The following is a 14,510-nucleotide window of genomic DNA, read 5'->3' as shown; positions in this document are numbered from 1 at the left end:
CGCAATTATCGCGGAACTACTGATGTCGTCGGCATAGTTTGAACACATCGCCGCTGGATCACCCATCCGTCCCGGCCAGGTTCCCGAGCAAGGAAGACAGTCATGAGCAACGCCAAGAACTCCGTCCTTCAGGCCGCCACCGAGTTGTTCGGCGACAAGGACCCCTCCGCCGTGGACCGCTGGGTGGCAGCGGACTACAGGCAGCACAGCGCGCTCGCCGCCGACGGGCCCGAGGCCCTGCGCGGACTCGTCGCCGGCCTGGGCGAGGAGTTCCGCTACGAAGGCGCCCGAGTCATCGCCGACGGTGACCTCGTCGCCCTGCACGGCACCTACTACGGCTTCGGCCCTGACCCGCTCGTCGGGTTCGACATCTTCCGGATCGACGCCGACGGCAAGCTGGCCGAGCACTGGGACGCCCTGACCCCGCTGGTCAAGGACACCGTCTCCGGCCGCTCCCAGACCGACGGCCCCGCGACGGTCACCGAGACCGACAGGACGGACGCCAACCGCGCCCTGGTGGCCGACTTCGCCGAAAAGGTCCTCGTCGGCGCCGACTACTCGGTGCTCACCGACTACATCTCCACCGAGACCTACCACCAGCACAACACCGACGCCGCGGACGGCCTCGACGGCTTCGGGGCGGCCGCGGCCAAGTGGGCCGAGCAGGGCAAGAACCTCCACTACAAGAAGGTCCACAAGATCATCGCTGAGGGCGAGTTCGTCCTGACCCAGTCCGAGGGCGAGTTCGGCGGGCCCGTCGCCTACTACGACCTCTTCCGCGTCGAGGGCGGCAGGATCGTCGAGCACTGGGACGTCATCGCCCCCGTCCCGGCCGAACTGCCGCACGGCAACGGCCTGTTCTGACCGGCCCGTACTACGCCCGGACTCACCAGAACCGGCGAACCCTCACCCGGCTCCGCACCGACCCCGCCCGCGCCCCACGCCCCACGCCTCCCGCCTCTCCGCACGACCTGCACGACCTGCACGACCTCGTCCGGATCGGTCGTCAGCGTGCGAGGGACGTGTGGTCGCCCATGACGGCCACCGGGTGCAGCGCGGGGTCGAGCGCGAGCAGCAGTTCCTTCATGTGCTGCTTCGCCAGGCTCACGCAGCCGTGGGTGGGTCCCCCGTGGTCGACGTGCAGCCAGATGCCGCCCCCGCGGTTCGCGCCGAGCGGGCGGGTCCAGTCGAGGGGGGAGGTGCCCGGCTTGCGGTTGTAGTCGATCGCGATCACGTAGTCGAAGGAGCCGGCGAGCGGCTCGCCCTCGAATCCGGTGCCGCCGATGGTGAAGCCGCCGGACCGGTCGTAGGGCAGCTTCGTGCCCGGGTCGGCGAGCAGTCCGCCCGCGTCGCTGAGGGTGAACACACCGGTGGGCGAGTGCAGGTCGCCCGCGTAGTGGTCGTCGGTCCAGCCCCTGAGCGCGTTGTGCGCGGCCCAGGTCCTCCCGGCGGCCCAGCCGCCGTCGTCGGTGCGCTGGTACAACACCACGTGCGCGTCAGGGGAGTTCTTGGCCTCTCCGGTGACCAGGACGACCTGCCGGGCGTTGTCGGGGATCTCGGCGAGCGTCCGGGGGCCGAGGCCCGGCAGGTCGGTCGCGGCGGAAGGGCTCGGTTCCGCTGTCTGGGCATCTGCTTCAGCGTCCGCCTTGGCCTTGGCTCTGGCGTCCGCTTCGGTGTCCGCGCCTCTTTCACCGGCCGTGGTCGGTCCGGGCCCGGCGGGGGTCGTGGCAGGCGCGACGGCCTGGACGTCCTGCCCACCGGCGGCCGAGGGCGCGACCCTCGTCGGCTCGTCGCCGGGGCCGCCGCGGTCGGCCAGAGTGACGGCGAGCGTGAGGGTCAGGGCCAGGACCGCGGCCGGCACGGGCAGACGTCTCATCGCGCCGCGCTCCGGAGCACCTCGGTGACCGTTGCCCCTTCGACTGTGGCCCGACCGCCGCCCGTGGTGGTGACCAGGACGTGTTCCCGTCCTTCGGTGGCGCGCGGTGCCCGCCGGGGCCGGCGTCGCTCCGGTGTGATGTGTGGATTCCTCGTCGTGCATGGGGCCAGCGTGGAGGGCGGAGATCAGGAAGTTGTCAGGGTGTGGGAAGAACCGCGCAAGCGCCGTACACGCTGCTGCAGGCACCAGGCGATGATCGGCGTCGCTGGCATACTCGGCGAGATGGAATCGATGGACCCTTTCCGTGACGAAGCCCGTAGTCGTGGTTTACCGGAGGATGAGGTCGAGCGGTGGCTCAGGACCGTCCGGCCCTGTGTGACGCTGAGGCCTGCCGGGCAGGCCTCGGCCGACGGCGCGGTGGCGGGGCGGCTCGGGGGGCTGCCGCCGATGCCCGAGGGCGAGCCCGTTCCGGACCTGCCGTTCCTCGCCGCGGTCGACCTCGCGGCCATCCCTCCGGGTGCGACGGACCTGCCGCTGCCGACGGACGGCACGCTGCTGTTCTTCGCGGACACGGAGGACCCGTGGGGCGACGACGACTGGGCCCGGCTCATCCACGTGCCGGTCGGCACGCCCGTGTCCGAACGTGCTCCGGGTGGGGACTGGCCGCCGGAGGTCCACCCGGCAAAGGATCTCCTCCTGGCGATCGGCCCCTCGCTGCCCAACCGCGGCTCCGACACCGAGGAGTTCCCGCACGGCGGTGAGCTGGGGTCGGTGTGGTGGAAGACCTGCGGCGAGATGCAGACCGAGGGGCCGGTGCAGATCGGCGGCTACCCCTGGGTCTGGAACGGGCACCCCATCACCGACCACGACCACGGTCCGGGCGACTGGGTGCTGCTCGCGGAGGTCGGGGGCGATGACCTGACCGACGGCGAACTGGGGGTCGTCTACTGGGTGATCCGCCGGGACGACCTGGCCGTCGGCCGCTTCACCGAGGCCCGCGCCTGCTTCGACATGGTCGGCTGACGCAGCCGGACGGTCCTTCCGCCGCTGTCACGCGCGGGATCAGCGGCAGAGTGCCATGACGGTGTCGTCGAAGTCGGGGAACTCCTGGGCGGCCAGGTCGATCACGGCGGCGGCCGACCGACGGCGCTCCGGTGCGAATCGTTCGGCGACGGCCGTCAGCTCGTGATCCGGACGCGGGGTCCGGTCGGGCTCGTACGAGGTGGCCGCTTCCCAGGGGCCGAATCCATCGGCCAGCAGCCACAGGAAGTCGCCCAGGTCCCGCGCCACGACACCGGTCTCCCCCTCGGAGCCGAGGAAGACGACGGGTTGATCGGCCAGGGGCCGGCCCGGCCGGATCAGCCAGAACGCCGCGTACCCACCCGTGCCGTCCTGGCCGAAGACGCGGAAGGCGTCGCCGTCCAGTTGCCCGTTTCCCGTCCATGCCCGGAACCAGTCGGTGGTCTCCTCTTCGGACAGGAACGTCTCGAACGGCTCGAAGTCGACCCCGTCACCGTCCGCGTAGACGAACGGAAGGGCCAGGGCGGCGGCGAGCGCGGCGGGGAACCGCCGGTCATCAACAGGGGTCACTCGCACAGATTAGCGACACGGCGGCCTGTCGCGAACAAGCCACCATCAGCGGTCCGTCGCGGGCAGGTGGGCCAGGCCGGTGTCGGTCATGATGCGGTCCACGGTCTCCCCCAGGGCGCTGTCGGCGGAGATGACCGTCTCGATTCCGCCGGACAGCAGATCGTGGGGCCGGTACCAGTCCCGCAACCTGGTCGCGTCGACGACGTCGGCGATCGGCTTGGAGGCGTGCCGGACGAGGGTCTCGTCGAACGGCACGTCCAGGTAGTAGCCGTGCGTCGGGCCGCGATGGTCGGCACGCAGTCGGGCGAGCATGTCGCCGTACCGGTCGGCGTACAGGATGCCTTCGACGACGACATGGAATCCCGCGTCGAGGGCGTAGCGGGCCGTCAGGTCGATCAGGCCGATGTTCGCCGCGCCCGGCCGGTCGTGTTCGCGGAGCACCGTGCGGCGGAGGTTGTCCTGGCCGACCAGGGCCAGGCCGCGGCCGAACCGTTCCCGCAGGCCCGCCGCGACGGACGACTTCCCCGAGGCGCTGTTGCCGCGCAGTACGACCAGCCGGGTTTCTTCGGTGCCCACCATCACGACGATCACGCTACCGACGGCCGGTGATCGCGTGGAGGCGATTCCCGGTGCCGGGGGTTTTCGGACGGCTCAGGCGGCACGCGTGTCCCGTACTCCGGAACGGTAACTGGCACCCTCCGTCGGTGCTCACGTCTCCTGGCGTGGCCCCCGCCGTTTCCGGACGGGTGGCACCCGACCAGGTACAGCGCCACGAGCCCTTCCCACGCGATCCAGGAGGTGCACAGGCCGTGCCGCGTGAGTCCACAGCACTGCCGTCAGGCGGTTTCGCACTCGACCGCAACCTGCCCGAGCCTCTCTACCAACAGCTCTACGAACGTCTCAAGGACTCCATCTGCAGCGGGCAACTCCGCCCCGGTGTGAGGTTGCCCGCCACCCGGACGCTCGCCCAGGAGCTCCAGGTCTCCAGGAACACCGTGCTGGTCGCCTACGAACGACTCGTGACGGAACAGTTCGCCACCGGGCAGGTGGGCTCGGGCACCCATGTGGCCGTCCGCCACGGCGAGGGCCGACGGGAGGACGGGGCAACGCCCAAGGTGACCCGGCTGCCGGCGCCACCCGAGGAGCCGGGCCGGGCGTACCGGCTCTCCGGGACCGCACGGCTGATGCTCCAGGCCGCGCCCGCGTGCGGCGAACGGCACGCGAGCCCGCAGAGCGCGGCCGCGCAGCCGTTCGTCCTCGGCGTACCGGCGCTGGACCTCTTCCCTGCCAAACTCTGGTCGCGCGTCCTCTCACGCCGCGCCGCCCGGCTCCCGATCTCCCTGGCGCACGCTCAGGACCCGCTCGGCCACTGGCCCTTACGCAAGGAACTGGCCGCTTATCTGGGCCTGGCACGTGGGGTGTCCTGCACGGCGGAACAGGTGGTGATCACCAGCAGTACACGGACCATCACCCATCTGCTGGCCCGTCTCCTGCTGGAGCCCGGGGAACAGGTGCTGGTCGAGAACCCGGGCTTTCCCGGTGCCCGGGCCGCACTCCTGGCCGCCGGTGTCGTCCCCTGCCCGGTGGACGTCGACCACGAGGGACTGTGCGTCTCCTCGGGCGAGAGCCGTTACCCCTGGGCGCGCATGGCTGTGGTGACCCCCAATCACCAGTTCCCGACGGGTCGCCGTATGACGGAGTTCAGACGCGGGCAGCTGCTCGGCTGGGCGGCGCGGTCGGACGCCTGGGTGATCGAGGACGACTACGACGGGGAGTTCTCCTCCGGCAGCCCGTTCCCGCCGCTGCAGCGGATGGACGCCTCGAACAGGGTCATCTATCTCGGCACCCTGAACAAGGCGCTGTTCCCCGCTCTGCGGCTCGCCTACGCCGTTCTCCCGCCCGACCTCGTGGACGTCGTGGCCGCCGCCCAGCACTTCGGGTACGGGGCGCCACCGCTGCTCGAACAGGCGGCCGTGCACGACTTCATGGCGGACCATCACTTCGCCCGTCACATCCGGCGGATGCGCCAGGCCTACCAGGAGCGGCGGGAAGCCTGTGTCCGCGCGCTGCACGACGAGTTCGGCAACCTGGTGCGGGTCATGTCACCGAAGGCCGGCACGCATCTGGTCGCCGGGTTCCCGCCGGGTACGGACGAGCGCCGGCTGGCCCGGCTCAGTGTCCGTTCCGGGGCCACCGTCTATCCGCTCTCCTCCTACCACTCCGCCGGGGCGACCCCCGTTCCGGCGCTGGTCCTCGGATTCGGCTCCACCCCGCCCGAGCAGGCGGTCCTCGGTGTGCGCCGGATCGCCGCCGCGTTCGAGCGGTCCGCCCGCGCGATGGACTGACGTCCTTCCGCGCTGCCCGGTGCGGGCTGTCACACGGGGCTGCTTGTCACCGTCGTCGCTGTCGTGCCGATGCCGGGGGTGGGCGGCCCTTCGGCCAGCAACGCGGCCACGGTCTCCGCGCAACCCCCGCAGCCGCTGCCGGCGCGGGTGCGGTGCCGTATCGCCGCCAGGTCGGCGCAGCCGCCCCGGACGGCGGAGCGGACCGTGCCCGCCGGGACGTCGTGGCAGTGGCAGATCACCGTCTCGTCCGGCAGTGGCCCGACGGCCGCCGAACACCCCGGGGGCGGTCCGGGGACGACGAGTTCCTCGACGGGGGCGGGCAGTGGACGGCCGCTGCCCACGAGGGGGTGCAACGCCGCGTAGCCGGAGGAGTCCCCCACGAACGTCCCGCCGAGCAGCCGTCCGTCGCCCGACACGCGCAGACTGCGGTACACCCCGGCCCGTGTGTCGAGGTGCGTCGCCTCGAAGACCTCGGACGCCCCCGTCGCCTCCTCCGGCCGGTCGCCGAAGGAGGCGACGACGACGCCGAGCAGTTTCAGCCGGGTCGCCGTGTCCCAGCCGGTGAAGGTCTGGCTGCCGCCGGTCAGTCGGTCGGCGACCACCCGGGCCATGGCGTTGCCCGGGGCCAGCATTCCGGGCGCGCGTCCGTCGGGGGTGAGCGCGCAGTCCCCGATGGCGTAGATCCGCTCGTCCTCGGTGCGGCAGGTCTCGTCGACGACGATGCCGCCCCGCTCCCCCACGGCGAGCCCGCAGGACCGGGCGAGTTCGTCGCGGGGCCGTACCCCCGCCGCGAACACGACCACATCGGCACGGACCGCGACGGGTGACGCACCGCCGGGTGGCCGGAGCCGCACGCCGGTGACCCGATTGCGCGCGTCGGTCGCGACGGCGGTGAGGAGGGTGCCCGTGTGGACGGCGATGTCCAGGTCCTCGATGTGGCGGCGCAGCGTCCAGCCGCCGTACTCGTCCAGTTGCCGGGGCATCAGCCAGGGAGCGGACTCGACGACGTGGACCGTCAGTCCGAGGGCCCGTAACGCGCCTGCGGCCTCCAGGCCCAGCAGCCCGCCGCCGATCACCGTGCCCACGCCCGCGCCCGTGGCTTCGCAGTGCGCCCGGACGGCCCGTACGTCCGCGACCGTCCGGTAGGCGAAGCAGCCGGTGGCGTCGGCTCCGGGTACGGGCGGGACGAGGGGGCGGGAGCCGGTGGCGAGGACCAGGTGGTCGTAGTCGATGACACGGCCGACGGCCGTGGTCACCCGGCGGTGCCGGCGGTCCACCGCCACAGCGGGGTCCCCGAGGCGGGTCCGCAGGCCCGTACGATCGCCGAATCCGGGCTCGCCGAGGAGCAGGCCCGTGGGTCCGGTCCGCCGGAACAGGCGGTTCTCCGGGTCGGTCTCGTGGAAATACCGGGAGAGCCGGATGCGGTCGTAGGGCGGTACGTCCTCCTCGGCGACCACCGTGACCCGCCGGTCCCGTAACGCGCCGCGTGCGTCCAGGGCGGTCAGCAGGGTGTGGCCGACCATGCCGTGGCCGACCAGGACCAGGCGGGCGGTCATCCGTCGCCTCCGAGGGTCGAGACCAGGTGGAGGCGGCCTGGGGGCAGCGGTTCGGTCGCCTCGTAGGCCCGGCGCACCGTGTCGACGGTGGACAGATCGCCGAGCAGGATGCCGCCGACGACGCGGTCGCGACGGGTGACGATCTTCTTGTAGACGCGCCGCCGGTCGTCCGAGACGGAGAGCACGTCGGTCCTGGCACCGTCCCGGGCGCCGGCCCCGATCCCGGTGGTGGCCTCGCCGAACACCGCGAGGTCGACCTCTTTCGTGATGAGGCGGGTGAGGGTGCGTGCGCCCGTGAACCGCGCGTGCCGATCGTGGCCGGACAGCCTGGCCGCGAGCACTTCGGCCTGCTGCCAGGCGGGCACGGCCGTGTCGTGCACGACCCCGCGGTGTTCGGCGCAGTCCCCGAGGGCGTACACGTCCGGATCGCCGACGCTGGCCAGCGTGTCGTCGACCACCACGCCGGCCCGCACCGGGAGCCCCGCCGCACGCGCGAGCCCGACCCGGGGCCGTGTACCGCCGGTGACCACGACGAGATCGGCGCTCACCACGTCCCCGTTCCCGAGCAGCACCCCCGGGCCCCCGGGCCCGTCGGCGGAACCCGACGCGGGCGTCCCCGTCCGGACCGTGACGCCCGCGTCCTCCAGGACGCGGCGGAGCAGCGCGCCGGCCTTTGGGTCCAGGCGGCGGTGGAGCAGGTGGGGTCCCCGGTGGACGAGGGTCACCGGGAGGGTGCGGGCGGCGAGGGCAAGAGCGGTCTCCACGCCCAGGAGGCCGCCGCCGATGACCACGGAGGTGCGGGCATCGGCGCAGGCGGCGGTCAGGTGCCGGCAGTCGGCGAGGGTGTGGAGGTGGTGTCCGCCCGAGGCCGGGCGGGTGTGTGGCCAGGGGTGGTGGGGGCGGCTGCCGGTCGCCAGGACCAGCGTGTCGTAGGTGTGCTCGGCGCCGGTTGAGTCGACGACCGTGCGGGTGGCCCGGTGCACGGCCACGACACGGACTCCGGCCCGCAGGTCCACGCCGGGCGGCAGGGGCAGGGCGATGTCCTCGGGGCGGTGGTGGCCGGCCAGGACTCCGGTCAGGAGCGTGCGGTTGTAGGCGGGGCGGAGTTCACCGTCGAGGACGGTGATCCGGATGTCGGGGTTCAAGGCCGTCAGCCTGCTGACGAACCGGGCTCCCGCCATGCCGCAGCCGACCACGAGAACGCGGCGCGAGGCGCCGTCTTCCCTTCCCACGGGTACCTCCAGGAACCGATCGACCGATCACAGGGGTTGTACGGCGGCCGCCGCGGACGGCCGCCCGGGCAGGCGGGAACGGAGCGCGGCCACCGGTGCCACGCGCACGGCGCACACCTTGAACTCGGGCATCCGCGAGACCGGGTCGAGCGCGGGGTTGGTGACCGTGTTCGCGCGTCCCGGCCCGGGCCAGTGGAAGGGCATGAACACCACGTCCGGGCGGATGTCCGTGCTCAGGCTGGCCGGGGCGACGGCCGTGCCCCGCCTGCTGGTCACCGTCACCGGTTCACCGTCCGCCACGCCGAGCCGGGCCGCCGTGGCGGGGTGGATCTCGACGTACGGCTCCGGTGCGGCGGCCCGTGACGCGGCCACCCGACGGGTCTGCGCCCCGCTCTGGTAGTGGGCCGGCAGCCGTCCGGTGATCAGGTGCAGCGGATACCGCTCGTCGGTGGTCTCGGCAGCCGGCCGGTGGTGGACGGGCACCATGCGGGCCCGGCCGTCGGGCGTCGCGAACGACTCCAGGAACAGCCGGGGCGTTCCGGGGTGTCCGTCCGCCGGGCACGGCCAGAACACCCCGTTCTCCGCGGTGATCCGTTCGTAGCTGATCCCGGCGTAGTCGGCCCGGCCGCCGGCCGACGCGGCCCGCAGTTCGTCGAAGACGAGGCGCGGATCGGCCGGGAAGCCCTCGGTGCGGCCCAGCCGGGCCGCGAGGGCGGAGAGGATCTCCAGATCGGTGCGCACCTGGGCGGGCGGCTCGACGGCCTTGCGGCGCAGGATCACCCTGCCCTCCAGGTTGGTCAGGGTGCCGGTCTCCTCCGCCCACTGGGCCGACGGCAGGACGACATCGGCGAGTTCGGCCGTCTCGGACCGTACGACGTCCACCACCACCAACAGGTCCAGCTCACGCAGCCGCCGCTCCACATGGTCCGCGTGCGGCGCGGACACGACCGGGTTGGAGCCGATGACCAGCAGTGCCCGGACTCCGTCGGGCGTGCCCGCGGTGTCGAGCATCTCGTAGGCCGAGGTGCCGGGACCGGGCAGTTCGCCGGGGGTGACGCCCCAGAGGCGGGCGATGTGTTCCCGCGCCACCGGATCGCTCAGGCTGCGGTAGCCGGGCAGTTGGTCGGCCTTCTGCCCGTGCTCGCGCCCGCCCTGCCCGTTGCCCTGACCGGTGAGGCAGCCGTACCCGCTGTACGGGCGGCCGGCCTTGCCCAGGGCCAGACAGAGGTTGATCCAGCCGTGCACGGTGTCGGTGCCCTTGCTGTGCTGCTCGCTGCCGCGGGCCGTGAGCACCATTCCGGTGGGCGCCTGGGCGAACATCCGTACGGCGTCGCGTATCCGGTGGGCGGGCACACCGGTCAGTCCTTCGACGCGGGCCGGCCAGTACTCCGTCGTCGTGGCGCGGACGGCCTCGAAGCCCGTCGTGCGGGCGGCGACGAAGTCCTCGTCGACATGGCCCTCGGCTAGGGCGATGTGCAGCATGCCGAGGGCCAGCGCCAGGTCGGTGCCGGGCAGGGGGCGCAGGTGCAGGTCGGCCCGCGCGGCGGTGCGGGTGCGGCGGGGGTCGACCACGATCAACCGGCCGCCGTGGTCGGCCAGTCGGGTCAGGTGGCGCAGGGCGGGCGGCATCGTGTCGGCCGGGTTCGCTCCGACCAGCAGGAGGCAGTCGGTACCGGCGACGTCGGCGAGCGGGAACGGCAGCCCCCGGTCCACGCCGAAGGCCCGGTTCACGGCGGCCGCCGCCGACGACATGCAGAACCGGCCGTTGTAGTCGATCGCCGACGTCCGCAGCGCGACGCGGGCGAACTTGCCCAGCAGATACGCCTTCTCGTTGGTGAGCCCGCCGCCGCCGAACACCCCGACGGCGTCCCGGCCGTACGCGCGCTGTGCCGACCGGATCCCCGAGGCCACGCGCCCGAGCGCCTCGTCCCAGGTGGCGGGTCGCAGCCGGGCACCCCGGCCGTCGCGGACCAGTGGGGTGCCGAGCCGCCCCGCCGGGCCCAGCAGGTCGACGGCGTTCTGCCCCTTGCCGCACAGCGCCCCCTGGCTGACCGGGAACTCCGGCCACCCGGCGACCGCGAGAGGCGCGGCCCCGCCCGGGTCGGGCCGCAGCACCGTCCCGCACTGCAGGGAGCAGTACGGGCAGTGCGTACGGACCCCGTCGGCCTGCCCGTTCATCGGAGCCCGCCCTCCGCGGCCCGCGTCGGTACGACGCGCTCGGTCGGGGGCGCGGCGTCCAGGCCGGGCGTGTCCGCGAGCAGCACCCGCAGCGATGTGGCCGCTTTCAGCAGCATCTCCTCGTACTCCTCGACGAGATCGGAGTCGAGCACGATGGCACCACCGGCGCCGGCGTGCAGGCCCTCCTCGGTCAGTACGGCGGTCCGGATGACGATGTTCAGATCGGCGGTGCCGTTGCAGGAGAGGAAGCCGATGGCGCCCGAGTAGACGCCGCGTGCCTCGGTCTCCAGGGAGTCGATGATGTCCAGCGTCCGCAGTTTCGGCGCCCCCGTCATCGAACCGCCGGGGAAACAGGCGCGGACGCAGTCCAAGGCGTCCGCGTCGGCGCGGAGCCGGCCGCGGATGGTGGACACCAGTTGGTGCACGGTGGCGTAGGTCTCCGTGCGCATCAGCCGGGGAACGGTGACGCTGCCGACTTCGCAGACCCGGCCGAGGTCGTTGCGGAGCAGGTCGACGATCATGAGGTTCTCGGCCCGTACCTTCGCGCTGGTCGTCAGTTCCCGGCGCAGCCTGGCGTCCTCCGCCTCGTCCGCGCCGCGCCGGGCGGTGCCCTTGATGGGCTTGGTCTCGACCATGCCGTCGCGGGTGATGCGCAGGAACCGCTCCGGGGAGGAGCAGGCGATCTCCATGCCGTCCAGGCGCAGATAGGCGGCGTACGGGGCGGGGTTGGATCGTCTGAGCGACCGGTAGAAGCGCAGCCCGTCGGCCGGGCGGGGCGCCCGGACGGCGTTGGTCAGGCAGATCTCGTAGCTCTCCCCGGCGAGCAGTTGCTGTCGGCAGGCGGCTATGTCGGCGAGGTACTGGGAGCGGTCGCGTACGAGCGCCGGTTCCAGCAGCGCGTCGTCGACGGGCCGCTGGTCGGGGACGGGCGTCGGCCGGGGGCGGGGCAGCGCGGCCAGCGCGGCGGCGGTGTGCTCCAGCCAGACGGTCGCGTCACGGTCGGAGCGCGGGCTGCCGTCGCTGAGGGCCAGCAGGTAGGTGGCGCCCTGCTGGTGGTCGACCGCGATCAGCCGGTCGGCGAAGATCCAGAACGCGTCCGGGGTGGGCGAGGTGTGCTTCGCGCCGGCACCGCAGTCGGCCTTGAGTTCGTAGCCGAAGTAGCCGACGTAGCCGCAGGAGAAGTCGACGGGCAGAGCGGGGCTCTCGACGCGGCGGGCGCGCAGCGCCGTCTGCAGATAGTCGAAGACGGTGCCGCCGACCCGTCGGGGCTGCCCGCCCGCCTCCGTGACCTCGACGGCACCGTCGCCGACGCGGTAGCGGACGATCTCGGAGAGCGGGCCGGAGGCGTCGCCGAGGAACGAGAAGCGGGACAGCCGCGGGTCGATCAGGGAACTGTCGAGCCAGAAGGCGTGCGAGGAGTCGGCGAAGAGCCGGGTGAAGGCGGCCTCGGTGTCCAGCGGCGACTCCATGATCCGGGAGTGCAGGCGGTAGGGGCGTGGCTCGACGGGTCGGGGTGCGGGTCGTGAGGCTGCCCTCACGGATACCGGACGGGTACCGGAGCGGACGGGCGCCCTCCGGCGCGCGGAACCGCGCTCGTGGTGAAACCGCTCCGTGAGATCCCGGAAGTTGCCGAACAACTCGTAGCCGAACTCCGTGGCCACCGACTCCGGGTGGAACTGCACACCCCACAGCGGGCGGGTACGGTGCCGAAGGCCCATCAGCACCCCGTCCTCGGCCCACGCGGTCGGCTCCAACTCCGGCGGCAGCGGCTCCCGTACGCACAGCGAGTGGTAGCGCACGGCGGTGAAGTCCTGCGGAAGGCCGTGGAAGAGCTCGCGTCCGTCGTGGCGCACGGCGGTGAGGTGCCCGTGCCTGGCCGCCGGGGCCCGCACTATCTCCGCGGCCGACCCGGCGGCGATTCCCTGGTGCCCCAGACACACGCCGAGTACGGGCAGCCGGGCCGATTCGATGATCGGCGCACAGGCGCCGAAGTCCTTCGGCCGGGTGGGATCGCCCGGACCGGGAGAGATCACCACGTTGTCGAAGGCGTTCAGGTCGAGCCGCGCGCAGTCCGGTGAGTCGTTGTGCAGGACCACGGGTTCGACCGCGTTCACCTGCGCGATCAGCTGGAAGAGGTTGTAGGTGTAGGAGTCGTAGTTGTCGACGAGCAGGGTTCGCATGGTGACCTCCCTGGAGTGGTACGGCACGGCCCTGACCGAGGGCTCGGCTGCCGGCGTTGTCGCTGTCGGCCTGTCTTCGAGGTGCGCGTCACACGGCGAGCTTGGCGACCATGTCCGCCATGGTCATGAGCTGTTCGTTGTTGAGCCGGGGGTCGCACAACGACTCGTAGGCCTCGCCGAGATCGGACTCGCGGGCCACCCGGGTACCGCCCACGCACTCGGTCACCTCGGCGGCGGCGGCCTCCAGATGCACCCCGCCGGGCCACTCGCCCATGCCGCGCAGGACGTCGAAGAAGTCCGTGACCTCGTCCAGCATGTCCTTGAGGTGGCGGGTCTTGACGCCCGTGGCGGTCGTCGTGGTGTTGCCGTGCATGGGGTCCGACATCCAGACGACGGGGTGGCCGGCCCGGCGTACGGCGGTGACGAGCGCCGGGAGCCGTTCGCGCAGTCCGCGGGCGCCCAGCCGGCAGATCAGGGTGAGCCGGCCCGGCCTGCGGTACGGGTCGAGCCGCCGGCACAGGCGCACGATCTCGGCGGGCTCCGCACCGGGGCCGATCTTGACGGCGACCGGATTGGCGATGCCCGCGAGGAACTCCACATGGGCGTCGCCGACGTGCCGGGTGCGGTCGCCGATCCACGGCACGTGCGTGGACAGCAGGAACCATTCGCCGGTGACAGGGTCCTGGCGGGTCAACGGGCTCTCGTAGTCCAGGAGCAGCGCCTCGTGGCTGGTCCACAGCCCGGTGTGGCGCCAGCCCCCGTCCTCGGTCCAGCGGGTCTGCCCGTACCCCTGGACGAGGGAGCGCAGTGAGCCGTCGGGGGCGGCTTCCTCGCGCCGGTTCCACGCCACCTCACGGGCGGCCGCGGGATCCCAGGTCTGCGGGGCGAACGCACTCGCCGTCCCGTGGGCGAGGGCGGCGAGTTCGCGCAGGACGTTCCGCGCCGTGTAGTAGCCGGACAGCATCCGATACGGGTCAGGTGTGCGGTCGTCCTCGTGCGGCCGCGGCCCGTTGACCGTGAGCCCCCGGAACACCGGCAACCGCCGGCCGGCCACTTCCTCGACCGCCGACGAGCGAGGCTTGGCGAACTGCCCCGCCAGGCGGCCGATGGTGACCACGGGCAGGTCCAGGCAGGTGCTGACGCGTTCCGCCACAGCGCCCAGCACCCGGTGCTTGTCCCGGGCACCGGTGACGGCCGTCGGGCCGAGCGGCTCGGCGCAGTCGCCGCCCTGGAGCACGAACGCCTCCCGGTTCTGCACCCGGGCCAGGGCCGCGAGAACGCTGCGGACGTCGCTGGCAGTGGTGAGGGCCGGCAGCAGGGCGAGTCGGTCGGTGACGGCGGCGACCTCGTCGGGATCGGGCCACTGCGGCTGCTGGCGTATCGGATGTCCCCGCCATGCGGGCGAGTGCCAGGACGGCGGGGTGAGCAGGGGCGGAACGGTCATGCGGCTGCTCCTGTTACGGATCGAGAACGGCGTGGCGGGGTGGAGGAGTCGAAGGTCGAGGCGGAGCCGAGTCGAGGCGGAGCCGAGTCGAGGCGGAGCCGATTCGAGG

11 protein-coding genes are annotated in these 14,510 nt (G+C 72.6%); 3 read left to right on the top strand and 8 right to left on the bottom strand.

The genetic code is table 11. From position 1 onward, the window contains the following. The first annotated feature begins 102 nt into the window (after nucleotides 1–102). On the top strand, nucleotides 103–864 hold the full coding sequence (locus K1J60_RS44055) for a nuclear transport factor 2 family protein (protein WP_220651135.1): 762 nt from the start codon (nucleotides 103–105) through the stop codon (nucleotides 862–864). 142 nt (nucleotides 865–1,006) lie between these two features. Here K1J60_RS44055 and K1J60_RS44050 read toward each other — a convergent pair whose 3' ends face one another. After that, a complete protein-coding gene (locus K1J60_RS44050) occupies nucleotides 1,007–1,876 on the bottom strand; it encodes a L,D-transpeptidase family protein (RefSeq protein ID WP_220651134.1) in 870 nt (289 codons plus the stop codon). Nucleotides 1,877–2,251: 375 nt separating this feature from the next. On the opposite strand from K1J60_RS44050, the gene K1J60_RS44045 reads away from it, so the two are divergent. Next, the gene (locus K1J60_RS44045) at nucleotides 2,252–2,899 is read left to right on the top strand and encodes a DUF1963 domain-containing protein (RefSeq protein WP_220651133.1); all 648 of its coding nucleotides are present in this window, start codon (nucleotides 2,252–2,254) and stop codon (nucleotides 2,897–2,899) included. A gap of 39 nt (nucleotides 2,900–2,938) precedes the next feature. Here the strand turns inward: K1J60_RS44045 and K1J60_RS44040 are convergent, their stop codons facing one another. Together K1J60_RS44040 and K1J60_RS44035 are read right to left on the bottom strand one after the other, a co-directional pair. Continuing rightward, on the bottom strand, nucleotides 2,939–3,466 hold the full coding sequence (locus tag K1J60_RS44040) for an SMI1/KNR4 family protein (protein WP_220651132.1): 528 nt from the start codon (nucleotides 3,464–3,466) through the stop codon (nucleotides 2,939–2,941). Nucleotides 3,467–3,511: 45 nt separating this feature from the next. Continuing rightward, a complete protein-coding gene (locus K1J60_RS44035) occupies nucleotides 3,512–4,045 on the bottom strand; it encodes a P-loop NTPase family protein (protein WP_220651131.1) in 534 nt (177 codons plus the stop codon). 230 nt (nucleotides 4,046–4,275) lie between these two features. Here K1J60_RS44035 and pdxR point away from each other — a divergent pair, with 230 nt between their 5' ends. After that, the gene (gene pdxR, locus K1J60_RS44030) at nucleotides 4,276–5,811 is read left to right on the top strand and encodes a MocR-like pyridoxine biosynthesis transcription factor PdxR (RefSeq protein WP_220651130.1); all 1,536 of its coding nucleotides are present in this window, start codon (nucleotides 4,276–4,278) and stop codon (nucleotides 5,809–5,811) included. Between the two features lie 29 nt (nucleotides 5,812–5,840). On the opposite strand, the gene K1J60_RS44025 is transcribed toward pdxR, so the two are convergent. The 5 genes from K1J60_RS44025 to K1J60_RS44005 form a co-directional block, all read right to left on the bottom strand. Continuing rightward, complete coding sequence (locus K1J60_RS44025) at nucleotides 5,841–7,367, bottom strand: FAD-dependent oxidoreductase (RefSeq protein WP_220651129.1); 1,527 nt, start codon at nucleotides 7,365–7,367, stop codon at nucleotides 5,841–5,843. Beyond that, nucleotides 7,364–8,599 (bottom strand): NAD(P)/FAD-dependent oxidoreductase, encoded by a 1,236-nt coding sequence (locus K1J60_RS44020; protein ID WP_259408203.1) that lies wholly within the window; start codon nucleotides 8,597–8,599, stop codon nucleotides 7,364–7,366. Before K1J60_RS44020 ends, K1J60_RS44025 begins: the two co-directional genes overlap by 4 nt. A gap of 27 nt (nucleotides 8,600–8,626) precedes the next feature. Further along, nucleotides 8,627–10,777, bottom strand: coding sequence for a molybdopterin oxidoreductase family protein (locus K1J60_RS44015; protein WP_220651128.1), 2,151 nt, complete (start codon nucleotides 10,775–10,777; stop codon nucleotides 8,627–8,629). Beyond that, nucleotides 10,774–12,957, bottom strand: coding sequence for an aminodeoxychorismate synthase component I (gene pabB, locus K1J60_RS44010; protein ID WP_220651127.1), 2,184 nt, complete (start codon nucleotides 12,955–12,957; stop codon nucleotides 10,774–10,776). Before pabB ends, K1J60_RS44015 begins: the two co-directional genes overlap by 4 nt. Before the next feature lie 88 nt (nucleotides 12,958–13,045). After that, the gene (locus K1J60_RS44005) at nucleotides 13,046–14,401 is read right to left on the bottom strand and encodes a 3-deoxy-7-phosphoheptulonate synthase class II (RefSeq protein WP_220651126.1); all 1,356 of its coding nucleotides are present in this window, start codon (nucleotides 14,399–14,401) and stop codon (nucleotides 13,046–13,048) included. Nucleotides 14,402–14,510: the final 109 nt, after the last annotated feature.

Origin of the sequence: Streptomyces akebiae (assembly GCF_019599145.1) — a bacterium.
Taxonomy (GTDB): domain Bacteria; phylum Actinomycetota; class Actinomycetes; order Streptomycetales; family Streptomycetaceae; genus Streptomyces; species Streptomyces akebiae.
This window is presented reverse-complemented; position numbering and strand designations above follow the sequence as displayed.